20 protein-coding genes are annotated in these 22,299 nt (G+C 73.8%); 7 read left to right on the top strand and 13 right to left on the bottom strand.

All coding sequences use genetic code 11. The annotated features are described in order from the left end of the window. Positions 1 to 575 (bottom strand): collagen-like triple helix repeat-containing protein (locus B5D80_RS15700; protein WP_245854621.1); only part of this gene is annotated, 575 nt, incomplete at its 3' end. Positions 576 to 610: 35 nt separating this feature from the next. On the opposite strand from B5D80_RS15700, the gene mptB (B5D80_RS15705) reads away from it, so the two are divergent. From mptB (B5D80_RS15705) to B5D80_RS15715, 3 genes are all read left to right on the top strand, one after another. Continuing rightward, positions 611 to 2,053, top strand: coding sequence for a polyprenol phosphomannose-dependent alpha 1,6 mannosyltransferase MptB (mptB, locus tag B5D80_RS15705; protein ID WP_088644625.1), 1,443 nt, complete (start codon positions 611 to 613; stop codon positions 2,051 to 2,053). Then, positions 2,037 to 3,542, top strand: a complete 1,506-nt coding sequence (gene mptB / locus B5D80_RS15710) for a polyprenol phosphomannose-dependent alpha 1,6 mannosyltransferase MptB (protein ID WP_169733067.1) — start codon at positions 2,037 to 2,039, stop codon at positions 3,540 to 3,542. Before mptB (B5D80_RS15705) ends, mptB (B5D80_RS15710) begins: the two co-directional genes overlap by 17 nt. Positions 3,543 to 3,694: 152 nt before the next feature. Then, the gene (locus B5D80_RS15715) at positions 3,695 to 4,165 is read left to right on the top strand and encodes a hemerythrin domain-containing protein (RefSeq protein WP_088644627.1); all 471 of its coding nucleotides are present in this window, start codon (positions 3,695 to 3,697) and stop codon (positions 4,163 to 4,165) included. Between the two features lie 93 nt (positions 4,166 to 4,258). Here B5D80_RS15715 and glnA read toward each other — a convergent pair whose 3' ends face one another. Then, the gene (glnA, locus tag B5D80_RS15720) at positions 4,259 to 5,683 is read right to left on the bottom strand and encodes a type I glutamate--ammonia ligase (protein ID WP_088644628.1); all 1,425 of its coding nucleotides are present in this window, start codon (positions 5,681 to 5,683) and stop codon (positions 4,259 to 4,261) included. Between the two features lie 320 nt (positions 5,684 to 6,003). On the opposite strand from glnA, the gene B5D80_RS15725 reads away from it, so the two are divergent. Beyond that, entirely contained in the window at positions 6,004 to 6,414 is a 411-nt protein-coding gene (locus tag B5D80_RS15725) for an RDD family protein (protein WP_088644629.1), read from the top strand. Positions 6,415 to 6,517: 103 nt separating this feature from the next. Here the strand turns inward: B5D80_RS15725 and B5D80_RS15730 are convergent, their stop codons facing one another. The 3 genes from B5D80_RS15730 to lipA all read right to left on the bottom strand — a co-directional run bounded on the left by B5D80_RS15730 (position 6,518) and on the right by lipA (position 10,069). Further along, on the bottom strand, positions 6,518 to 7,207 hold the full coding sequence (locus tag B5D80_RS15730) for a DUF4191 domain-containing protein (RefSeq protein WP_088644630.1): 690 nt from the start codon (positions 7,205 to 7,207) through the stop codon (positions 6,518 to 6,520). Between the two features lie 77 nt (positions 7,208 to 7,284). Continuing rightward, on the bottom strand, positions 7,285 to 8,805 hold the full coding sequence (locus tag B5D80_RS15735) for an NAD(P)/FAD-dependent oxidoreductase (RefSeq protein ID WP_088644631.1): 1,521 nt from the start codon (positions 8,803 to 8,805) through the stop codon (positions 7,285 to 7,287). A 214-nt stretch (positions 8,806 to 9,019) separates the two neighbouring features. Continuing rightward, positions 9,020 to 10,069 (bottom strand): lipoyl synthase, encoded by a 1,050-nt coding sequence (gene lipA, locus B5D80_RS15740; protein WP_088644632.1) that lies wholly within the window; start codon positions 10,067 to 10,069, stop codon positions 9,020 to 9,022. A gap of 358 nt (positions 10,070 to 10,427) precedes the next feature. Between lipA and aspS the strand changes: the two genes are divergently transcribed. Further along, a complete protein-coding gene (gene aspS / locus B5D80_RS15745; protein WP_088644633.1) occupies positions 10,428 to 11,714 on the top strand; it encodes an aspartate--tRNA(Asn) ligase in 1,287 nt (428 codons plus the stop codon). Positions 11,715 to 12,314: 600 nt separating this feature from the next. Here aspS and B5D80_RS15750 read toward each other — a convergent pair. The 5 genes from B5D80_RS15750 to B5D80_RS15770 form a co-directional block, all read right to left on the bottom strand. Next, positions 12,315 to 12,707 (bottom strand): VOC family protein, encoded by a 393-nt coding sequence (locus tag B5D80_RS15750; protein ID WP_088644634.1) that lies wholly within the window; start codon positions 12,705 to 12,707, stop codon positions 12,315 to 12,317. Positions 12,708 to 12,711: 4 nt separating this feature from the next. Continuing rightward, entirely contained in the window at positions 12,712 to 13,350 is a 639-nt protein-coding gene (lipB, locus tag B5D80_RS15755) for a lipoyl(octanoyl) transferase LipB (RefSeq protein ID WP_088644635.1), read from the bottom strand. Between the two features lie 87 nt (positions 13,351 to 13,437). Continuing rightward, positions 13,438 to 15,261: a DUF6311 domain-containing protein gene (locus tag B5D80_RS15760; protein WP_088644636.1), complete on the bottom strand. Its 1,824-nt coding sequence runs from the start codon at positions 15,259 to 15,261 to the stop codon at positions 13,438 to 13,440. A 64-nt stretch (positions 15,262 to 15,325) separates the two neighbouring features. Beyond that, positions 15,326 to 16,225: a TIGR01777 family oxidoreductase gene (locus B5D80_RS15765; RefSeq protein WP_088644637.1), complete on the bottom strand. Its 900-nt coding sequence runs from the start codon at positions 16,223 to 16,225 to the stop codon at positions 15,326 to 15,328. Positions 16,226 to 16,400: 175 nt separating this feature from the next. Then, on the bottom strand, positions 16,401 to 17,414 hold the full coding sequence (locus tag B5D80_RS15770) for an aldo/keto reductase (protein WP_088644638.1): 1,014 nt from the start codon (positions 17,412 to 17,414) through the stop codon (positions 16,401 to 16,403). Positions 17,415 to 17,469: 55 nt separating this feature from the next. Here B5D80_RS15770 and B5D80_RS15775 point away from each other — a divergent pair, with 55 nt between their 5' ends. Then, positions 17,470 to 17,841 (top strand): MerR family transcriptional regulator, encoded by a 372-nt coding sequence (locus tag B5D80_RS15775; RefSeq protein ID WP_088644639.1) that lies wholly within the window; start codon positions 17,470 to 17,472, stop codon positions 17,839 to 17,841. A 17-nt stretch (positions 17,842 to 17,858) separates the two neighbouring features. On the opposite strand, the gene B5D80_RS15780 is transcribed toward B5D80_RS15775, so the two are convergent. The 3 genes from B5D80_RS15780 to B5D80_RS33910 form a co-directional block, all read right to left on the bottom strand. After that, positions 17,859 to 18,815 carry an LLM class flavin-dependent oxidoreductase gene (locus B5D80_RS15780; protein ID WP_088644705.1) on the bottom strand — a complete coding sequence of 319 codons (957 nt, stop codon included), beginning with the start codon at positions 18,813 to 18,815 and terminating at the stop codon, positions 17,859 to 17,861. A gap of 108 nt (positions 18,816 to 18,923) precedes the next feature. Next, positions 18,924 to 20,264 carry a low temperature requirement protein A gene (locus B5D80_RS15785; RefSeq protein WP_088644640.1) on the bottom strand — a complete coding sequence of 447 codons (1,341 nt, stop codon included), beginning with the start codon at positions 20,262 to 20,264 and terminating at the stop codon, positions 18,924 to 18,926. A gap of 62 nt (positions 20,265 to 20,326) precedes the next feature. Further along, positions 20,327 to 21,031: a TetR/AcrR family transcriptional regulator gene (locus B5D80_RS33910; protein ID WP_245854623.1), complete on the bottom strand. Its 705-nt coding sequence runs from the start codon at positions 21,029 to 21,031 to the stop codon at positions 20,327 to 20,329. A gap of 228 nt (positions 21,032 to 21,259) precedes the next feature. Between B5D80_RS33910 and B5D80_RS15795 the strand changes: the two genes are divergently transcribed. Beyond that, a complete protein-coding gene (locus tag B5D80_RS15795) occupies positions 21,260 to 22,204 on the top strand; it encodes an SDR family NAD(P)-dependent oxidoreductase (RefSeq protein ID WP_088644642.1) in 945 nt (314 codons plus the stop codon). Positions 22,205 to 22,299: the final 95 nt, after the last annotated feature.

The raw sequence follows: 22,299 nt of genomic DNA on the forward strand, positions 1-22,299 counted from the left end.
CGGCTGCCCGGCTCGCCCCGGCTGCCCGGCTCGCCCCGGCTGCCCGGCTCGGCTCGGCTGCCCGGCTCGCCCCGGCGGGCCGGCTCGGCTCGGCCGCCCGGCCTGTCCCGGCTGCCCGGCTCGTCCTCTCGTGCCGGGCCGCGCCGGCCGGCCGGCAGGGTCAGGGCGAGCAGGGCGGCCAGCCCGAACGCCACCCCGAGGGCGTAGGTGACCCGGCCGGAGACCAGGTTGCCGGTGATCGTCAACACCCCCACCAGGCTGCCGAGCAGCGGCCGGGGCACCCGGGTACGCACCAGCAGGGCGGCGAACGCGGCGGCCGAGCCGACCAGCGCCAACGCCCCGGTCGGGCGCACCCCGAGGGTCGCCATCAGCGGCGGCGAGACCAGGCTGTAGCCGAGCGGCTGGATGCCTGCGTACCAGCGCAGGTCGACCAGGGCCCAGCCGTGCCCGGCGAAGAAGTCGGCGCGGGCCACCTGGGCCGACAGGTCCGACCCGAGCGGGGGCAACGCCAGCCACACCCCGGCGAGCACGACGGCGACCACGGTGGCCGACCCCACCACCCTGCTGCCCCGCATGCCCACCTCCGGTCCGCGCCCACGCTACTGGCAGCATGACGGACGTGCCTCACCACCTGTCCCGCTGGCTCGGTCTGTCCGGTTCGGTGCTGCTCGCCATCGCCGCGTACCTCGGGGGCGCGCTGCCGGGGTCGGAGCTGCGACCCACCCCGGTCAGCATCTGGCAGAGCCGGCACGGGCCGCTGATCATCGTCCTCTGGCTGGTCGGCACCGGGCTGCTGGCCTGGGCGTGGTGGACGCTGTGCGACCGGGTGCCGTCGGCCCGCTGGGCCCTGGTCACCGCCGGGCTGTGGGTGCTGCCGCTGCTCGTCGCGCCGCCGCTGGCCAGCCGCGACGTGTACGCGTACTCCTGCCAGGGCGCGAGTTACGCGGCCGGGATCAACCCGTACGAGCAGGGGGTGTCGGCCCTGCCCTGCCCGTGGATCGACACCATCTCCTACATCTGGCGGGACACCCCCGCCCCGTACGGACCGTTGTTCGTGATGATCGCCGGGGCGGTGGTACGGCTCACCGGTGGCCTCGATCCGGACACCGCGCTGACCGTCAACATCGCCCTGTTCCGGCTGCTCGCCGTCGCCGGGGTGGCGCTGACCGCGGCCTGCCTGCCGGCGCTGGCGCGGCGCTGCGGCGTACCGGTGCCCCGGGCGCTGTGGCTGGCGCTGGCCTCGCCGCTGGTCGGCGTGCACCTCGTCTCGGGGGCGCACAACGACGCGCTGATGATCGGCCTGCTGGTCGCCGGACTGGCGGTGGTGGCAACCAATCCGGGCCGGCGCTGGCCGCTGCTGGCCGGCGGGGTGCTGCTCGGGCTGGCCGGCGCGGTGAAGGTGACCGCGCTGGTGGTGGTGCCGTTCGCGGTGCTGGCCGCGCTGGTCGGGCCGTACCGGATCAGGGCGCTGCTGCGCGACGGCCTGCCGGTCGCCGGCGGCGCGCTGGTCGCGGTGGCCGGCGCGACCCTGGCGGCGGGCCTGGACTTCGGGTGGATCGCCGGCCTGGAACAGGGCGGCCTGGTGATCGCCTGGACGTCGCCGCCGACCGCCGTCGGGCAGACCGCCGGCTACGTCGCGGCCCTGTTCGGCGCGGACGTCGACGCGCTGCCGGTGGCCCGGACGATCGGCATGCTGGTGCTGGCGGTGCTGCTGGTCTGGCTGTGGTGGCGGGCCCGCACCCGCGACCCGCTGTGGCACGCCGGCCTGGCGCTGGCCGCGACGGTGGCCCTCGCGCCGCTGTTCCACCCCTGGTACTGGCTGTGGCCGATGGCCGTGCTCGCCGCGACGACCCACCGGTCGACCCGGTGGTTCGCGCTGGTGGCGCTGGTCTCGTCGTTCCTGGTGCTGCCGGACGGCACCGGGCTGCCCCGGTTCACCAAGATGCCCGGCGCCCCGCTGATGACGCTGTTGGTGATCGTGGTGGCCGTCCGGTTGGTACGGTCGGCTCGGGCGGGAAGGCGACCCGCCACCGTGGATGCGCCCGCCGACTGAGGAGAGGTGGCCGGTGACCGAGGCCGGCGCACCGACCGGGCGGGCCCGCGCGGCCCGTCACCTCGGGCTGACCGGAGCGGTGCTGCTCGCCGTGGCCGGTTGGCTGGGCGGGGCGCTGCCCGAGGTGCCGCCGACCGGCCCGTGGCGCGCGCCGCACGGTCCGGCCGCGGTGAGCTGCTGGCTGGTGGGTACGGCGCTGATGGTGGGGGCCTGGTGGGCGTTGCGCGCCGGTGCCCCGTCGACCGGGTGGGCGTACCGCACCGCCGGGCTGTGGTCCCTGCCGCTGCTGCTCACCCCGCCCCTGGCCAGCCGGGACGTCTACTCGTACGCCTGCCAGGGCTGGTCGTACGCGGCCGGGCACGACCCGTACCGGGTGGGGGTGGCGGCGGCCGGCTGTCCGTGGGTGGACGCGGTCGCGCCGATCTGGCGGGACACCCCGGCCCCGTACGGCCCGGCCTTCGTGCTGCTGGCCGGGCTGGCCGCCGTCCTCGGTGGCACCCTGGCCGGCACCCTGGTGGTGCTGCGGCTGTACGCGGTGGCCGGGGTGCTGCTGGCGGCGCTCTGCCTGCCCGGCCTGGCCCGTGCCGCCGGGGTGCCCACCCGCCGGGCGGCCTGGCTGGGGCTGGCCTCGCCGCTGGTCGGGGTGCACCTGGTGGCCGGCGCGCACAACGACGCGGTGATGCTGGGCCTGCTCCTGCCGGGACTGCTGGTGCTGGTGCGGTCGCCCGGCCGGACCCGGGGGCTGCTCGTCGCCGGGGTGCTGCTCGGGCTGGCGGTGGCGGTGAAGGCGACCGCGCTGGTGGTGCTGCCGTTCGCGGCGTTGACGGCGGTGCACGGCCGCTACACCCTGCGGGCCCTGCTCCGCGACGGCGGCCGGCTCGCCGGGGCGGTCCTGGCCACCCTGGCGGTGGTGTCGGCGCTGTCCGGCCTCGGGTTGGGCTGGGTCGCCGGGCTGGCCCGCAGCGGGGACTCGCAGCAGTGGACGTCGCCGCCGACGGCGGTCGGCTTCGTCGTCGACTACGTCGGCGAGTTGGCCGGTCGGCGGCCGGACGCGGTGCCGGTGACCCGGGCGGTGGGCCTGCTGGCGCTGGTGGCGCTGCTCGCGGTGCTGTGGTGGCGGGCGTGGACGGCGCTGCGCCGGCTCAACGACGTCCGGCAGCGGGTGCACCGGCTGGCGGCGGCCCGACCCCGGGTCACGCTGGGTGCGGCGGGTGCGGCGCTGGCCGCGACGGTGCTGCTCGCCCCGGTCCTGCACCCGTGGTACGTGACCTGGCCGCTGCTGCTGCTCGCGGTGTCGGCGACCCGGACGACCTGGTTCGTGGCGCCCGCGGCGGTGGCGGCCTTCCTCACCCTGCCCGACGGCACCACTGTCGCCCGCTACACCAAGGCGCCCGGCGCGATCGCGATGACCGCCCTGATGCTCGCGGGCGCGCTCTGGGCGCTCCGCCGCCGGCACCCGACCCGCCGTGACGTACCCGACCCGCCGTGACGTGCCCGGGTGCGGGGTGGGCGCAGGCCGAGGGTGGGCGGTTTCGAGTAGGGTGACGGCAACGTCGCGTGCCGGTGGCAGACCGTGTCAGGCATGGAGGCGTCGAACCATCGAAGGAGCCGACGTGATGCCGTCGTTCCCTTCGCCCTCGCGTGTCTGAGGGCGAGCAGACCAGGCTGGTCGCCTGGAGTCAGGAAATGCGCACCGTCCACCATCGCCTGCGCGAGGCCCTACGGGTGACCCAAGACGCGGTGCGGGACGGCGCGGACGCCGAGCCGGCGACCCGCGATCTGCTGGTGTTCTGCCACGGGTTCTGTGCCGCGCTGACCGGCCACCACGAGGGCGAGGACGAGCTGCTGTTCCCCGCTGTCGTGGCGGCGTACCCCGAGCTGGGCGACACCCTGCGGTACCTGAGACAGGACCACTCGATGATCGGGCATCTGCTCTCCGGCCTGCGGGCCGCCGTGGAGCGGGCCGCCACCCCCGCCGAGATCAGCCGACATCTGGAGGGGGTGGCCGCGATCATGGAGAGCCACTTCCGGTACGAGGAGCGGCAGCTCCTGTCGGTGCTGGAAACGCTCGCCCTGGACGCGGACCCGCGGGTGGTCTTCGGGCCGCTGTGAGCGCGCCACACCCGCGGGTCGGTCGACACGTCCGCACCTCCACACGGAGCAGGCCCCCGGAGATCCGGGGGCCTGCTCCGTGTGCGTGACCGCTCAGCAGTCGAAGTACATCGCGAACTCGTGCGGGGTCGGGCGCAGGCGCACCGGGTCGACCTCGTTGGCCCGCTTCCACCCGATCCAGGTGGAGATCAGGTCGGGGGTGAACACGCCACCGTCGAGCAGGTAGTCGTGGTCGGCCTCCAGGGCGTCGAGCACCTCCGGCAGCGAGCCCGGCACCTGCTTGACGTCGCCCCACTCCTCCGGCGGGAGGTCGTAGAGGTCCTTGTCGATCGGGGCCGGCGGCTCCATCTTGCTCTTGATGCCGTCCAGGCCGGCCATCATCATCGCCGAGAACGCGAGGTACGGGTTGCTGGACGGGTCCGGCACCCGGAACTCGACCCGCTTGGCCTTGGCGTTGCTGCCGGTGACCGGGATGCGGGTGCAGGCGGAGCGGTTGCGCTGCGAGTAGACCAGGTTGACCGGGGCCTCGTAGCCGGGCACCAGTCGACGGTACGAGTTGACCGTCGGGTTGGTGAACGCCAGCAGCGACGGGGCGTGGTGCAGCAGGCCACCGATGTACCAGCGGGCGGTGTCCGACAGGCCGGCGTAGCCGGTCTCGTCGTAGAACAGCGGCTCGCCGTTGAGCCAGAGGCTCTGGTGGGTGTGCATGCCGGAGCCGTTGTCGCCGAAGAGCGGCTTGGGCATGAAGGTGGCGGTCTTGCCGTTGGCCCAGGCCTCGTTCTTCACGATGTACTTGAAGAGCTGGAGCTGGTCACCGGCGTGCAGCAGGGTGGAGAACTTGTAGTTGATCTCCGACTGGCCGGCGGTGCCGACCTCGTGGTGCGAACGCTCCACGGTGAAACCGCCGTCGACCAGTCGACGCACGATCGAGTCGCGCAGGTCGGCGTAGTGGTCCACCGGCGGCACCGGGAAGTAGCCGCCCTTGTACGCGGTCTTGTAGCCGCGGTTGCCGCCGGCCTCCTCACGCCCCGTGTTCCACGCGCCCTCGACCGAGTCGATGTAGTAGAACGACTGGTGCGCCGAGGTCTCGTGGCGGATCGAGTCGAAGATGTAGAACTCCGCCTCGGCGCCGAAGTACGCGGTGTCGGCGATGCCGCTGGCGGCGAGGTATGCCTCGGCCTTCTTGGCCACGTTGCGCGGGTCCCGGGAGTAGGCCTCACGGGTGAACGGGTCGTGGATGAAGAAGTTGAGCGCGAGGGTCTTCTGCGCGCGGAACGGGTCGATGAAGGCGGTCGCGACGTCCGGGAGCAGGAGCATGTCCGACTCGTGGATCGCCTGGAAACCGCGGATCGACGAACCGTCGAACGCGAGACCGTCGGTGAAGACGCTGTCGTCGAAGGACTCCACCGGCAGATTGAAGTGCTGCATCACGCCGGGCAGGTCACAAAAACGTACGTCGACGAACTTTACGTCCTCGTTCTTGAGGTATCGCAGGAGTTCCTCGGGATTGGCAAACACACGTCCTCCTGGCACGTCCACTCCGGTGGCTGGGCTCTGGCGACGCTATGACCGTGGGGTTGCTCGCCCGTGTCTCCAATGTTTCTGCCGTGTTACGCCGCTCGCGGAGCGTCATCTGCGCCGCTCAGTACCCGCCGGGTTGTCCGTTCGGACGATACCGGCTGAAGCACTGTATCGCTTTTCGGGGTGATAAGACCGAATTTGCACAGACTGCGGGAACGCCCCCGGAGTCCACCTGCTGGTCCGCCCCGGGGCCGCCCCGGTGCCCGGCGGTGGGCTGCGGAGGGGCCCCGAGCCGGTGCTGACTACCCTGGACCACCGTGACGAGTCCGCCCGAAGCGGCCCCGGTGCCGCCCGCCACCGACCCCACCTTCGACCCGCCCGGCCTCGGTCGACGGTTCGGTGCCCTGGTGATCGACTGGGTGCTCTGCCTGCTGGTGTCGAACTTCTTCGCCGACCCGGTCCGCGACGGCTGGGCCCCGGTGCTGGTGCTCATCGTCGAGTACGGCTTCTTCCTCGGCCTCTTCGCCCAGACCCCCGGCATGTGGATCACCAGGCTGCGCTGCCTCGACTGGTCCGACGGCGGGCGGCTCGGGATACCCCGGGCGCTCCTGCGCGGCCTGCTCCTCGCCCTGGTGGTACCGCCCCTGATCATGGACGCTCAGCGGCGTGGCCTGCACGACCGGCTCACCGGAGCGGTCGTCGCCGACGCCCCCCGCCCCGCCCGCTGACCCGCCCCGCCAGCCGCCCAGCTCCGCCCTGCCCGCCGACCCCGGACACGACGCGAGCCGGGCCCGACGGACGGGCCCGGCTCGCGGGGAGTACCAGCAGGGGTCAGCGGCCCCGGGTCTGGCGGAACGCGCGGCCCGGCGGCCGCATGTTCTTGGGAATCGCACCCTTGGGCATCTGGGGGCGGGCGGTGAGCGCCTTGAGCCGCTTGTCGAGGGAGTTGACGTCCTTGCCGTTGAGGGTGCGCGGCAGCCGCATCAGGGTCATCCGCAGCTTGCGGATCGGCAGCTCACCCTCGCCCTGGCCGATCACGTAGTCGTGCAGCGGCGCGGAGCCGATCACCTTGGCCAGCCGGCGCTTCTCCTGGCCCAGCAGGCCCCGGACCCGCTGCGGGTGCCCCTCGGCCAGCAGGATCACGCCGGGCCGGCCGATCACCAGGTGCACCATGTCCATCTGGGTGGTGGAGCTGACCGCCGGGGTGACCCGCCAGTCACCACGCATGCTCTCCATGATCTGCGCCGCCGCGCCGGGCTGCCCCTCGGCGGCGTTCATCATCGCCTTGTTGGACCGCAGGTTGAGCACGATCAGCAGGGCGAGCAGGGCGAACAGGATGCCGATCGGCAGCCAGAGCCAGCCCCAGAGGATCACCGCGACCACGGTCAGCGCGAGCGGGATCAGCACCGCCCCGGCGGCCAGCGGCGCGAACCACCTGTCCTGCTTGGCGGTGAACCGGAACACCATCCCGATCTGCTTCAGCCGTTGGCCGAACGACACCTTCTCCTGGGGCTTTGCCATGCCGCCGAGTCTAGTGGTCGCCGCCAGGACGGATGATCCCCGGCCGGTGGTCGGCCGGGGTCCGTCCGTGGTGGTGGTCAGCCGGTGGGCGAGCGGTCCCCGACCGGCGCGGTACGGGGACGGGGCACCACCGGGGCGGCGCGGCCGGTGCCACCCTCGCCGCGACCGGCATCGGCGCTGCCGGTGCCGCCCTCCTCGTGGTAGTCCTCCTCGACGTTGACCGCCCAGACGTCGTGGTCGGTGCCGTCGAGGATGTTCTCCGCGGCCAGCATCGCGGTGAGCATGGAGTGGTCCTGGTTGTTGTACCGGTGCATGCCGTTGCGACCCACCGGGTGCACGTTCGGCACCGCCTCGGCCAGCCAGCGGCGGATCACCTCGACGGCCTCGGCGTACCCCTCGTCGTAGACCGGGTAGGCCTTCGGCATCCGCACCACGTACCCGGTGGTGACCGAGCCGGGGCGGACCAGGCCGAGCCGCTCCAGCTCGGCGGTGCCGAACGCGACCAGCTCCGGGTCGGGGGTCGACCACAGCTCGTCGCCCTCGTTGACGAAGTACTCCAGGCCCAGGCACGTGCCGCCGGCCCGGACCATCTCCGGTGACCAGGCGCCGTAGTTCTGGATCCGCCCGACCTGCACCCCGGGGGTGTGCACGTAGATCCAGTTGTCGGGGAACCCGGCCTCGGCCGGCACCACCAGCGCCACGGTCAGGAAGTCCCGGTGCCGCAGCGCGTCGGCGGCCTCGCGTACCTCGGTCGGGGCGGGCGGGTCCATCGCCCGGACCAGGGCCGAGATCGGCATGCTGGAGACCACGTGGTCGGCGGCGATCCGCCGCTCACCGGACGGGCCGTCGACGGTCACCGCGACCGCCCGGCCCTCCTCGCGGTGCACGGTGCGTACCGCCGTCTCCAGCTCGACCGTCCCGCCGCCCTTGACCACCAGTTCGGCGCAGCGTTCCCACATCATCCCCGGGCCGAGCCGGGGGTAGCGGAACTCCTCGATCAGGCTGGTCACCTCGGTTCCGCCACGCTGGGGCAGCAGCGCGCCCCGGATCGCCGCGCCGAGGGAGAGGTTGCGGATGCGCTGGGCCGCCCAGTCCGCCTGCAGCTCCGTCGCGGGGATGCCCCAGACCTTCTCGGTGTACGTCTTGAAGAACATCCGGTACAGCCGGGCCCCGAACCGGGCCGACACCCAGCCCTCGAAGTGGCTCTGGTCGGCCGGCGGACGCACCCGCGCCCACAGGTACGACCCGACACACCGGCACGCCTCCCACACGCCGAGGTTGCGCAGCGCGTTGCCGGCCCGCAGCGGGTAGTCGAAGAGCCGGCCCTGGTAGTGGATGCGGCTCATCCGGGGGCGCAGCAGGAAGTCGTCGTCGGAGAGCAACTCGTGCCAGAACGCCTCGACCCGGGACACCTTGGTGAAGAACCGGTGCCCGCCGATGTCGAACCGCCAGCCCTCCCGCTCCACGGTGCGGCTGATCCCGCCCACCACGTCGTCGGCCTCCACCACGTCGACCGGGGCGTGCCGCCGGGTCAACTCGTACGCGGCTGTGAGGCCGGCAGGGCCGGCGCCGATGACAACCGTGTGCGGCTGCGCCATCAAAGACACCACCATCGATGAGTTGCGGGTCAGGGCTGGCGGAATCTAACACGATCCCGGCCTGCCCGGACAGCGCCGTCGAATCGACGCCGAGCTGCGGCCGGACACCTCTTGCGGGTGCCGCCGAGGTCTGGGAAGATCGACACACTCGAATGCCCGGCGGTCGTCGCCGTGGCTGGTGGCCCTCCGTGGGCGTGCCCGGTGGCGTCCCGGGTCAGCCGACGGTGACCGAGGCGTCCCGACGGGCCGTCAGCGCCTGCTGGTAGAGCCGCCCCGCCCGGTACGACGAACGCACCAGCGGCCCGCTCATCACCCCGGCGAAACCGATCTCCTCGGCCTCCTCGCGCAGCTCGACGAACTCCTCCGGCTTGACCCAGCGGGTCACCGGGTGGTGCCGGGGGGTGGGCCGCAGGTACTGGGTGATGGTGATCAGCTCGCAGCCGGCGGAGTGCAGGTCGCGCAGTGCCTGGGAGACCTCGGCCCGCTCCTCGCCCATGCCCAGGATCAGGTTGCTCTTGGTGACCAGCCCGGCGGCGCGGGCCTGCCGGATCACGTCGAGCGAGCGCTCGTAGCGGAACGCCGGACGGATCCGCTTGAAGATCCGCGGCACCGTCTCGACGTTGTGCGCCAGCACCTCGGGCCGGGCCCCGAACACCTCGGCGAGCTGCTCGGGGACGGCGTTGAAGTCGGGGATCAGCAGCTCGACACCGCAGCCGGAGCGCAACGCGTGGATCTGCCGGACCGTCTCGGCGTAGAGCCACGCGCCGCCGTCGGGCAGGTCGTCACGGGCCACGCCGGTGATGGTGGCGTAGCGCAGACCCATCGTGGCCACCGACTCGGCCACCCGACGCGGCTCGTCGGCGTCGAACTCCGCCGGCTTGCCGGTGTCGATCTGGCAGAAGTCGCAGCGCCGGGTGCACTGGTCGCCGCCGATGAGGAAGGTGGCCTCCCGGTCCTCCCAGCACTCGTAGATGTTGGGGCAGCCGGCCTCCTGGCAGACGGTGTGCAACCCCTCGCGCGAGACCAGCCCGCGCAGCTCGGTGTACTCCGGCCCCATCTTGGCCTTGACCTTGATCCACGGCGGTTTGCGCTCGATCGGCGTCTCGGCGTTGCGCGCCTCGATCCGCAGCATCCGTCGCCCCTCGGGGGCGACCGTCGCGGAGCGCGCTGCCTGCTGGGTCGTCGGCGCGGAGTGCTCGATCGTCACAAAACCGAGCCTACGCCCGACGGCGGCGATCGATGCACGTCGGGCGACCGGCGTCACGTCACCGGTCTTGTGACACCGGCCACCCGGCGACCGGAAAAGCCCGTTACAGGCCGCGGGAACGGGTGCTAGCGTGCCGGCAGAGCTGTGACGGAGCCGAGTAACGCCCCGATCCGCCAGTGCAGAGAGCCGCCGGTTGCTGGAAGGCGGTCTGACGCCGGGGCGCGAAGACCCTCCCGAGCCGCGGGAAGAACGGCGCGTCCGCGCGCCCAGTAGAGCCCGCCCGGCTGGCCCCGGTGAAAAGGCGACGAATGAGGCTCCCGCCACGGCGGGGGCGAAGGTGTGGTGGCACCGCGAGGTTCCCGCTCGCCCACACCTCCCGGGGATCGCGTTGCGATTGATCGAGGAGGTAACCGCCGTGCAACGCATCCTTTCCGCCCACCTGCCCACCCGCACCGGCGCGACCGTGCGGATCGCCGGTTGGGTGCACCGCCGCCGGCTGCTCAAGTCGGTGGCCTTCCTGATCGTCCGGGACGCCACCGGCCTGACCCAGGTGGTGGTCACCGACCCGGACGTGCGGGCCGCCGTGACGGCGCTGCCCGAGGAGACGGTGGTCGAGGTGGTCGGCACGGTCACCGCGAACGGCACCGCCCCCGCCGGGGTCGAGCTGACCCACCCGACCGTACGACCGCTCGGCCCGCCCGCCGTACCGCCCCCGTTCGACCTCTACCGGCCGGCGCTCACCGCGACCCTGCCCACCCAGCTCGACCACGCGCCGGTGGCGCTGCGGCACCCGACCCGCGCGGCGGCCCTGCGGATCGCGGCGGCGGCGGTGGCCGGCTTCCGGGCCACCCTGGACGCCCGCGACTTCGTGGAGGTGCACACCCCCAAGGTGGTCGCCACGTCCACCGAGAGCGGGGCGAACGTCTTCGCCCTCGACTGGTTCGGCCGGCCCGCGTACCTGGCCCAGTCGCCGCAGTTCTACAAGCAGCTCATGGTGGGCGTCTTCGAACGGGTCTACGAGGTGGGGCCGGTGTTCCGGGCCGAACCGCACGACACCGTCCGGCACCTGGCCCAGTACACCTCGCTCGACGCCGAGCTGGGCTTCGTCGACGACCACCGGGACGTGATGGCGGTGCTGCGGGACACCCTCGCCGGGATGCTCGCCGAGGTGGCCCGGCGGGCCGGCGGCGCGGTGGCGACCCTGGGCCTGACCCTGCCCGAGGTGCCGGCCGAGATCCCCGCCGTGCACTTCACCGAGGCGCTGCGGATCGCCGGCGCACCCCCCGACGAACCCGACCTGGCCCCCGCCCACGAACGGGCGCTGGGGGAGTGGGCGCGAGCCGCCCACGGGTCGGACTTCCTCTACGTCACCGGGTACCCGATGGCGAAGCGGCCGTTCTACACCCACCCCGACCCGGCCCGGCCCGCGTACTCGAACGGTTTCGACCTGCTGTTCCGGGGTCTGGAGCTGGTCACCGGCGGGCAGCGGCTGCACCGCCACGCCGACTACCTGGCGGCGCTCGCGGCGCGCGGCGAGCCGGTCGAGCCGTACGCCGGGTACGTCGACGCGTTCCGGCACGGGATGCCGCCGCATGGCGGCTTCGCGATCGGCCTGGAGCGGTTCGTGGCCCGGCTGGTCGGCGCGGCCAACGTCCGGGAGGTGACCGCCTTCCCGCGCGACCTGCACCGGCTGACCCCCTGAACCGCCGGGTGTCCGCGCGAACGAGCTGGGCCCGGCGGCCCGTGCCGGGCCGGCCTGGAGGCTGGCGGGGCGGACCGGGCCGGGCGGCCGTGCCGACGATGCTGGCCTGCGGCGGCCGCCTGGTCTGCCCGGCCGTCCGTGGTCGCCCACGGGGCGTGCACTCTGGGTAGTGGCCTCACGAGTGTCGCCCGTTGGTTGCTCTCCGTAATCGGCACGGGGTGAGGGTGAAGCCCGTATCTGTCACGTCTCGGCCCGCACCTCGCTGACCAGGGGTTTCGTCGCCGCCTTTCCCTACCCCACCTACCTGCCTATCCACGCTTTGCTCTGCTGCCATTGACGCGACGGTCACTTTCCGGATGCGGTGCCTCCAGGGCAGCAGAGCAAAGTGGGGGAGAGGGGTAAGTGCTACCCGGTAGCTTTTCTTACGCTGCGTAGCGGCCTGAGCGGCCTGAGCGGCCTGAGCGGCCTGAGTGGCCTGAGCGGTGTTGCGGCGGACGGCGCTGGGCGGCAGCGTGGCGGATACGGTGCCGGTGGATCTGCGGCGGCCCGACGGGGGCAACGGGAAGCGGCGAGGGTGGCGGGTGCAGCGGGGTGGCCGGGTCAGGCCGGGCCGAGCAGGTCCCAGCGGTTGCCGGCGATGTCCCGGAACACGGCCACCCGACCGTACGGTTCGGTGCGCGGCGGCGTCACGAACTCCACGCCGGCGTCGACCATCCGCCGGTGGACGGCGTCGAAGTCGTCGACCCGGAGGAAGAAGCCGACCCGGCCGGCGACCTGGTCACCGACCGCCGCGTCCTGCCGCTCGCCGTCGGCGCGGGCCAGCAGGATGCCGGTCTGCGCGCCGGGCGGACGGACCACCACCCACCGCTTCGGGCGGCCGTCGTTGGTCAGCGAGGGCGCGTCCTCGACCAGCTCGAAGCCGAGAATCCCGGTGAAGAACGCGATGGCCGGGTCGTAGTCGGCGACGACGAGGGTGACGAGGTCGATCCGCACCGGCTCAGCCGAGCAGGGTGGGCAGGTGCCGTTCCACCACGGGCAGCACCTCGGCCACCGTCACCGGGCGGCCCAACTCGGCGGTGAGCGAGGTGGTGCCGGCGTCGGCGATGCCGCAGGGCACGATCCGGTCGTAGTACGACAGGTCGCAGTCGCAGTTGATCGAGAAACCGTGCTGGGTGACGCCCCGGGCGACCCGGATGCCGATGGCGGCCACCTTGCGGGCCGGGCCCCGGTCGTCGTCGGGCACCCAGACGCCGCTGCGTCCCTCGACCCGCCCGGCGGTCAGCCCGAACTCGGCGCAGACGTCGATCAGCAACTGCTCGGTGCGGCGGACGTAGGCGACCACGTCGACCGGGTCGGGCAGCCGGACGATCGGGTAGCCGACGAGCTGCCCCGGGCCGTGCCAGGTGATCTTGCCGCCCCGGTCGACGTCGACGACGGGGGTACCGTCCATCGGCCGGTCCCAGGGCTCGGTGCGCTTACCGGCGGTGTACACGCTCGGGTGCTCCAGCAGCAGCACGGTGTCGCCGCGCTCGCCGGCCACCACCGCCTCGTGCAGCCGCCGCTGCTCGTCCCACGCGGCCGAGTAGTCGACCACACCCGCCCGGACGGCGGTCACCCCGGAAGTCGTCACGCTCACCCCGCCACCCTAGCCCCGCCCACCTCCGCCGCGCCCCGTGAGCCTCGTCGCGCCACCCTGCGTGACCCCCGCAGGCGGCGGACCGGGTCAGCCGGCGGGGACCGTCCAGAGCCACACGTCGTCCACCCGGCGGGGCTCGCCGAGCAGGGCGGTGGCGGTACGGCGCAGGGCGTCCTCGTCGAGGTCGTACTTGGCCCCGTGCACCTCGTCGGGGAGCACGACCGCCTCGACCCCCCAGTACCGCAGGTCCGCCCGGGACAGCCGGATGCTGCCCTCGGTGACGATCGGCACCAGCCCGGTCCGCCCGGCCTGGTCCATCAGCGTGTCGAAGGTGCGCGGCGGCGGCCCGATCCGGCCCCGACCGTCCGGGCCGCCGGGGCCGAGGAAGAAACCGGCGGGCAACCGGAACTCGCCCTGCCGGTGGGACAGGGCGTACGCCTGCCAGCGCTGCCCGTCGGGGGTGACGTCCAGGGTCAGCGGGATCGGGGTGAGCACTCCGCCCGGTGAGACGTACTCCCGCCAGGTGCCGGCGGTGACGAACTCCGGCACCGGCGGGCGGACGCTGGTCAGCAGCGGGGTCGGCAGCAGCGGCAGCAGCGCCGCCACGAACCCCACCCCCCACGCCCGGGCCGCCGTGCGGCCCGGCGGCGTCGCCCGCAGCCGGTCGACGGTGTACGCCAGCAGCACCCCGATCACCGGGGCCACCACCAGGGCCAGCCGGGACGGCAGGGCGGCGTTGACCACCGGTAGGTTGTCCAGCACCCCGAAGGGCAGCAGTTGACCGGTACGCCGTCCGTTCCACTTCGCCAGCGGCCCCCAGGACAGCACCGCGAAGACCACGGCGGTCACCCCGAGCGCGGTCAGCGTGGCCCGCCGGCCGGGGTCGGCCCGACGCCACAGCCAGCCGAAGCAGACCACGGTGAGCAGCAACAGCGGCAGCCCGAAGAAGCTGTTCTCCTCGGTCGGGTTGGGTGCCAGCGTGGTGTCCCAGCCCAGCGCCCCGGCCAGCGACCGGCTCGGGTACGCCCCGAACGCGGCGATGTCCTCGGCGTGGATGACCGGGTCGAAGCCGGTGCCGTGGAACCGCTGCGGCCCGGCGAAGTGCAACCACAGCGGGTACGCCAGCAGCACCCCGGCGACCAGCGCGGTTACCGCCAACCCGCGTAGGAAGTCCGGCAGCGCGGCGCGGGCCTGCGCCCGGCGGGCCGGGTGCAGCGCCCAGACGGCGAGGAAGACGGCGACCGCCAGCGCGGTGAAGAACAACCCCTCGGCGGCGATCGAGAAGGCCACCGCGACCAGCACCCCGAGCACCAGCCCGCCCCGCAACCAGCGGCCCGGCCGGCGCAGCGCGAACACCCCGGCCACCAGCAGCGGCACCAACCAGCCGGCGGTCCAGTTCAGGTGGGCGTTGGCGTGCGCGACCATGCCGGGGGAGAAGGCGACGAACAGCGCCCCGACACCCGCCGCGAGCCGACTGCCGACCAGGTGCCGGGAGAGCAGCCAGTACCAGGCCAGCGCGGTGGCGGCGAGGTTGAGGGTGAGGATCACCAGGAACGTGGCCGGCGGCCCGATCAGGTACGTCAACGGCGCGAAGACCACCGCGTACACGGTGATCGAGGTGTTGACGGCGAGGTTCACCCCGTCCGGCACGTTGAGCAGGTGGGTGAAGAGCGGGTTCTCCCCGTGCGTGACCGCGTACCCGCCGAAGGCCAGTAGCCACTCGAAGAGCGCCTGGTCGCTGGAGTTCACGGTGATCGCCCGCTGGTTCGGGTCGCGCCACAGCCCGCTGGTCACCCAGACCGCCAGCGCCACCGCGACGACCAGCACGGTCAGGTCGGCCCGCCGACCCCGGGCGGCGTCCGGGGCGGCGGTGGGCGGCGGGTCGGCGGCCAGGGTCGGGGAAGTCGGCACGGAGCGGACGTTACCAACCGGAACTGGACCGACCGGTCGGACCCGCGACCCCGACCCCGGCGGGTCAGTCGTGCAGGGCGGCGTGCAGGGCGGCGGGCAGCCCGGGGTGGGTCCAGGTGAAACCGGCCCGGGTGAGCACGGCGGGCAGGACCCGGGTGCTGGTCAGCGCCTCCTGGGCGAAGCCGCCGAGGGCGACCTTCAGGGCGACCGCGGGGATCGGGACGATCGCCGGCCGGTGCAGTTGGCGGGCGAGCTCCCGGGTGAACTCGGCGTTGGTGACCGGGTTCGGGCCGACCACGTTGACCGCGCCGGCGACCTCCCCGGCGGTCAGCAGGAACACCGTCGCGTCCAGCCAGTCGCGCAGTGAGATCCACGGCAGCCACTGCCGTCCGCTGCCGAGCCGGCCGGCGATGCCCAGCCTGAACGGCAGCAACTGCGGCTTGAGCAGTCCCCCGTCGCGGTGCAGTGGCAGCCCCGTCCGCAGCCGCACCACCCGGACCCCGGCGTCCTCGGCGGGTCGGGTCGCCGCCTCCCAGACCCGGCACACGTCGGCGAGGAAGCCCTCACCCGCCGGGGCGTCCTCCTCGACCACCCGGTCGCCGGTGTTGCCGTACCAGCCGACCGCCGAGGAGTTGAGCAGCACCGGGGGCCGGTCCGCCGCCGGCATCCCGGCGATCGTGACGGCCAGCGTGGTGGTGGTGTCCACCCGGCTGGACCGGATCACCCGGCGGTAGTCGTCGGTCCACCGCTTGTCGCCCACCCCGGCCCCGGCCAGGTTGACCACCGCGTCGGCCCCGGCCACCACGGCCGGGTCGAGCTGCCCGGCGGTCGGGTCCCACCGCTGCTCGTCGGGGGTACGCGGCGACCGCCGGACCAGCCGGGTGACCTGGTGCCCGTCGTCGGTGAGGCGGTCGACCAGCCGGGTGCCGAGGAAGCCGGACACGCCGGCCATCAGGATCCGCATACCCCCATCTTCGGGTACGCGCCCCCGATCGGATGCGCCGACCGCCGACCGCCTCGCCGCCCGACCACCGACCGCCTCGCCCCGGTGATCAAGAGGTTCGCGTCAAGGTCGATCTTCAACGTGCCCTGAACCTCTTGATCACCGGGACGATCGGCGACCAGCCGGGGAGGCGGGCCTACCGGGTGCCCGCGTTGCCGGCCGGGGCCGGGCGCAGGTCGGCCAGGAGGCGCTCCACCTCGGCGAACGCGTCCGCCGGGAGCGGGCCGAGGGTGAGGGCGGCGAAGTTCTCCCGGGCCTGCGCCACCGTCCGGCACCCGGGGATCGGCAGCGTACGGGGGCTACGGGCCAGCAGCCAGCCCAGCGCCCCCTGGGCGAGGGTCCGGCCGTCCGCGGTCAACGCCGTCCGGATCGCCGCCACCCGGGCCGACCACTCGGGGGTGGGCCGGCCGTCGCGGAACCAGACCAGCCACTCCGGGGCCCGGCCCCGCACGTCGTCCGCGCCCAGCGTGCGGGTGGCCCCGGTGAGCAGGCCCATCGCCAGCGGCCCCCGGTTGAGGCTGGCCAGGTCGAAGGCGTCGCAGACGGCGAGCATTTCCGGGTTGTCGCTCAGCACCGACTCGTCGTGTTCGACGGCGATGCAGTTCGGCCCCGCCCCGGCGAACGCCCGCGCCGAGTCCGGGTTGTCGGTGCTCCAGCCGTACCCCCGGATCTTGCCCTGGGTGACCAGGCCCTCCAGGGTGTCGACCAGGTCGAGCGCGGCGGACGCCGGCAGGTCGTTGAGGTGCAGCAGGTAGAGGTCCACGTGGTCGGTGCCGAGCCGGCGCAGGGACTCCTCCAGGCTGGCCACCGCGTACGCCGGGCCGGCGTCCACGCCCAGCGCCAGCCGGGTCGCCTCGTCGCTGCGGTTGCCGAACTTGGTGACGATCACCGCCCGGTCCCGCCGGCCGGCGAGCGCCCGGCCGAGCACCCGCTCGCTGTGCCCGGCCCCGTAGTTGCTGGCCGTGTCGAAGAGGGTGACGCCCAGGTCGAGGGCCTGGTGGATGGTGGCGACCGACTCGTCGTCGTCCACCTCACCCCAGCCGTACGGCTGACCGTCGTCGCCCCACAGCGGGCCGCCGATCGCCCAGCACCCCATGCCGATCGCGCTGACCTCGATTCCGCTGTGGCCCAGAGTCCGTGTCGTCGTCATGCCGACCAGTTTTCAACCTGGAGTGCGCTCCAGGTCAAGCGGTAACATCCGGCCCATGTACCCGCCCTCGGAGGCCGCCCGGCGCAGTGGGTTCAGCCTCGACACCCTCCGCTACTACGAGAAGATCGGCCTGCTCAGCGGCGTCGGCCGCACCTCGGGTGGCCGTCGGGTCTTCACCGACGACGACCTGAGCTGGCTGGTGGTCTTCCGCTGCCTGCGCGACACCGGCATGCCGATCGCCGAGATGTGCCGCTACGCCGAGCTGTCCCGCGAGGGGGAGCACACCGTCGCCGCCCGGCAGGAGCTGCTGGAGCAGCACGCCGCCCGGGTCGAGGAACAGTTGACCCTGCTCCAGCGCCAGTACGCCCACCTGCGCGAGAAGATCCGCTTCTACCAGGGCATCACCGGGGCGACCCCCGTCCCCTGAGCGCCCGGCGCCGCCGGTCACGGTCGGGTGGACCCCGACCCGTCCGGGGCCGGTGGGGCACCGGGCAGCCGGGCCAGCACCGGGACGAGCGGTTCGAGGGCGTCCCGGCGTACCACGAAGCGGGTGACACCCCAGCGACGCCGGTGGGCCGCGACCGCCGCGACGATCTCGTCCACCGTGCCGATCAACACGAACGGGGTGGCCAGCAGTTCGGTGGCGGTCAACCCGACCCGCTCGGCCTGCTCGGCGGCGACGGCCCCGGCGTCGTCGGTGACCACCACCGTCTGCACCAGCGCCTCCAGCGCGGGCGGGGTGTCCCGGCCGGCCGCGCCCGCGGCCACGTGCGCGAGCTGCGCCTCGATCTGGTCGACCCGCCAACGTGCCTCGTGCCGGTGGCCGTCGGCGAGGGTACGCCCGAAACCGGTCAACCCGACCACGTCGGCGTGCGCGCCGGCCCAGCGCAGCAGCGTCGAGTTGGCGGTACCCATGGTCAACGGGATGCGCTCCCGCACCGGCCGGGGCGAGGTCAGCCGGGCCTCCCGCGCCACCAGGTCGGGGGAGTCGACCGTCACCGGGTAGCCGTCGAGCAGGGCACGGACCGCCTCGGCGACGGCCATGCAGCGGCGTACCCGGCCGGCCACGTCGGGGCGTACCCGGCCGACGGCGGCCCACTCGGCGGGGGTGTGGCCGGCGCCGACACCGAGCCGGGCCCGCCCGCCGGAGACCAGGTCGAGGGTGGCCACGTCGGCGGCGAGCAGGATCGGTTCCCGCACCCCCAGGTTCGACACGTACGAGCCGAGACCGATCGTGGTGGTCACCGATGCGGCGGCGGCGAGGGCGACGAACGGGGACGCCACGGCACCCGGGTGGTCGGCGGCGAGCAGGGCGGCGTACCCGGCCGACTCCGCCCGGCGGGCGAGGCCGACCCAACTCGCCGCGTCGGTCGGGGTGGCCTGGAGTGAGAAGACGGTCACCAGGTCAGCTTCGCCGTCGTGGACCGTCCCGGCCATCCCGCAGGCCCGGATTCTGCCAACCGGAGAATCCCGGCACGCGCCGCCGGCCGGGAGGCTGCTCCCGCCGGGCTACGGCGGGTCCGGCCTGCCCTCCGCCGGGTTCGCCTCGTGCCAGCGGGCCCGCCAGGCGGCCTCGTGCGCCTCGTGGTCGGCCCGCTCGTCGTGTACGGCCCGACGCAGGGCCCGCCGGGAGCCGCTCATGATCACCACCTCTGTCGTGACCAACCCGACGCAGATGGCGGTCAGCAGCGCGAGCGCGCCCAGCGCCGAGAGTCCCGCCGCGACCGGCACGGCGGCGGCGAGCACCACCAGCGCGCCGAGCCGGGTCCAACTCAGCGTGTGCAGGGTGCGCAGTTGGAACAGCATGTTGCTGGCCAGATAGCAGATCACCCCGCCGAAGAACAGCGGCACGGCCGGCCCGTGGGCCTGCTCGCCGAGCCCGCCGGCCGGGTCGGTGACCGCGCGGACCAGTTCCTCGCTGCCGATCGCGAACAGGATGATGCCCGCGATCATCGGCAGGTAGAGGTAGGCGTAGGCGTCCCGGGCCATGGTCGTGCGGCGGCGGCCGGTCGCCGCGTGCAGGGCGATCCGGGCAGCCGGGCCGATCAGGTCGAAGTGTGCCCACCACAGGGCGGCGGTGAAGACGATGCCGAGCGCGGAGGCGATGACCCCGGGCCAGGTCACCGGCTTGCCGAGGACGTTGCCGCCGACGCCGACCGAGATGATCGACTCGCCGAGCGCGATGATCAGGATGAGGTCGTACCGCTCGGTCCAGTGCTCGGCGGAGGTCACCGCCCAACTCCAGGTGTCGGCGATCAGCCCGGTGCCGTACTGGACCAGCACCACCAGGATCCAGAGCACGTCGCGGACGAGGCCGGCCCGGTCGGAGTCGCCGATCGCCACCGGCACCAGGGCCGCCGCCAGCAGCAGCACGGTGCTGGTGAGCAGTTCGGGCAGGAAGTGGAACAGGGGCCGCCGGTCGGTCCGGTCGTCCTGCGCGGTGAGCAGGAACAGCACCACGTGTACGCCCCGCACCACCACGTAGCTGACCGCCACCACCAGCGGCCCGGCGAGCTCCCCCTGCGGCGGGCTGAACGCCTGCGGCAGGGCCAGCGCGAACGCGAACAGGGAGGCCATCGCCGCCACCATCAGCACCGGGACGAAACCCTCACCGAGCCGTAGCCGGGTCGCGGCCATGCTGTGCACCACCCAGCACCACCAGAGCACGGCGAGCACCAGGCCGGCGTGCAGCAGTTGCCGGCCGCTGATCTCGGCGGCGGTGGCCCGGGTGATGATGAAGAACGAGACGACGAACACCAGGTCGAAGAAGACCTCGAACTTGTCGACCCGGGCGCCGGGTGCGACGGCCACCGCCGGGCCGAGCCCGCCGCGCCGTCGTTCACCGTCCACCGGTCCACTCTGGCAGCGCGGCGTGGGGCCGGGGCGGGAATCCGGTAGCCGCTCCCCCGTCGTCAGTGCCGGCTCAGCCCGGCCATGAGCAGGTCGAGCAGGCGGCCGGCGAGGTCCCGTTGCTCCGGCCCCTGCGCCGCCAGCGACATCCCGCCCAGCCCGGCCAGCACGTCACCCGGGTCGACGTCCGGGCGGATCGTGCCGGCGGCGACACCGGCCGCCAGCAGCCGGGTCAGCGCGGCGACCAGCAGGTCACGGCTCTGCGCGTACGGGTTGGTGCCGGCGGCGATCACCAGGCGCAGGGCGTCGGCCATGCCCTGTTTGGTGGCGAGGTAGTCGACGAAGCGGTCCATCCAGGCCCGGGTGGCCTCGGCGGGCGGCAGCCGGGCCAGCAGGTCGTCGGCGGCGGCGCAGAGCTTGGCCAGCTCGCTGCGGTAGGCGGCCTCCACCAGCGCCTCCCGGGTGGGAAAGTGCCGGTAGAGGGTGCCGATGCCGACCCCGGCGTCCCGGGCGATCGACTCCAGGGTCACCTCCGGCCCCTGCCGGGAGAACGCCCGGACGGCGGTGTCGAGCAGCCGCTGACGGTTGCGCAGCGCGTCGGCGCGCAGCGGCCGGGGGTTGGCCGGCGGTGCGCCGCCGCTCGGGCCGGTCGGCCCCGGGTCGTGGTCCGGGCGGGTCGGCCGCGCGTCGCGGTCCGGGCCGGTCTGCGGGGCATCGCCGTCCGGGCCGGTGGGCGGCACGTCGCCTCCTGGGCTGGTGGGCGGCACGTCGCCTCCTGGTGTCCGGTGCGGTGGCGTCACCGCACGGGTGCGTGTCGGTGGTCCCCGGCGGGCCGGTCGGGGGGTGACGACGGCCACCCGGACCGGCCCGGCGCGGCGACCGGTTGGCAAACGGAGGAACCTCCGGTTAGTCTCGGAAGTCGTAACGGAGGGCCCTCCACTTCTCATCGTACCGGCCGGGCCACCCGGCCCACGCCGCACCGACAAGGACGGATCATGACCACCGACACCCCGGTCCACACCCCCTTCGACGCCCGCACCACCGCCCTGGAGGTGGTCCGCGACATCGATCTCACCGGCCGCCGCGCCGTGGTCACCGGCGGCGCCTCCGGCATCGGCGTGGAGACCGCCCGCGCCCTCGCCGCCGCCGGAGCGGACGTCACCCTGGCCGTACGCGACCTCGACGCCGGTCGACGTGCCGCGAGGGACATCATCGACAGCACCGGCAACGACCGGCTGCTGGTCGCCCCGCTCGACCTCGCCGACCAGGCGTCGGTGGCCGCCTTCGTGGCCGCCTGGGACGGGCCGCTGCACGTGCTGGTGAACAACGCCGGCATCATGGCCTCGCCCGAACGGCGTACCCCCGAGGGCTGGGAGCTGCAGTTCGCCACCAACCACCTCGGGCACTTCGCCCTCGCCACCGGGCTGCACCGCGCCCTCGCCGCCGCCGAGGGGGCCCGCATCGTCGCGGTCAGCTCCGCGGCGCACCTGCGCTCCCCGGTGGTCTTCGACGACATCCACTTCCGGCAGCGCCCGTACGACCCGTGGGAGGCGTACGGGCAGTCGAAGACCGCGAACGTGCTGTTCGCCGTCGAGGCGACCCGGCGCTGGGCCGACGACGGCATCGTCAGCAACGCGCTGATGCCCGGCGCGATCCCGACCAACCTCCAGCGGTACGTCAGCGCCGAGGAACTGGAGCGGATGCGGGCCGCCAGCGGGGGCGGCGCGGCCACCTGGAAGACCGTCGAGCAGGGTGCCGCCACCTCGGTGCTGGTCGCCACCTCGCCGCTGCTCGACGGGATCGGCGGCCGGTACTTCGAGGACTGCCAGCAGGCCGCCCCGCACCAGCCCGGCACCCGCACCGGCGTCGCCGCGTACGCCCTCGACCCGGCCGCCGCCGAGCGGCTCTGGACGGTCTCCGAGCAGACCCTGCGCGGCTGACCCGCCGGGACGTGCCGTGCCGGCGTGCCCGGCGACCCCGTGACGACGAAGGGCGCCCCGGTCGACCGACCGGGGCGCCCTCGCGCAGGCGGGGT

The organism is Micromonospora wenchangensis (assembly GCF_002210435.1).
Classification (GTDB): domain Bacteria; phylum Actinomycetota; class Actinomycetes; order Mycobacteriales; family Micromonosporaceae; genus Micromonospora; species Micromonospora wenchangensis.

Excerpts from the sequence above, each read along its gene's own strand:
- mptB (WP_088644625.1), top strand. The coding sequence starts at position 611 with ATGACGGACGTGCCTCACCACCTGTCCCGCTGGCTCGGTCTGTCCGGT.
- mptB (WP_169733067.1), top strand. The coding sequence starts at position 2,037 with ATGCGCCCGCCGACTGAGGAGAGGTGGCCGGTGACCGAGGCCGGCGCA.
- B5D80_RS15730 (WP_088644630.1), bottom strand. The coding sequence starts at position 7,207 with ATGGCAAAGCCCCAGGAGAAGGTGTCGTTCGGCCAACGGCTGAAGCAG.
- B5D80_RS15735 (WP_088644631.1), bottom strand. The coding sequence starts at position 8,805 with ATGGCGCAGCCGCACACGGTTGTCATCGGCGCCGGCCCTGCCGGCCTC.
- B5D80_RS15765 (WP_088644637.1), bottom strand. The coding sequence starts at position 16,225 with ATGCGGATCCTGATGGCCGGCGTGTCCGGCTTCCTCGGCACCCGGCTG.
- B5D80_RS15770 (WP_088644638.1), bottom strand. The coding sequence starts at position 17,414 with ATGACGACGACACGGACTCTGGGCCACAGCGGAATCGAGGTCAGCGCG.
- B5D80_RS15775 (WP_088644639.1), top strand. The coding sequence starts at position 17,470 with ATGTACCCGCCCTCGGAGGCCGCCCGGCGCAGTGGGTTCAGCCTCGAC.
- B5D80_RS15795 (WP_088644642.1), top strand. The coding sequence starts at position 21,260 with ATGACCACCGACACCCCGGTCCACACCCCCTTCGACGCCCGCACCACC.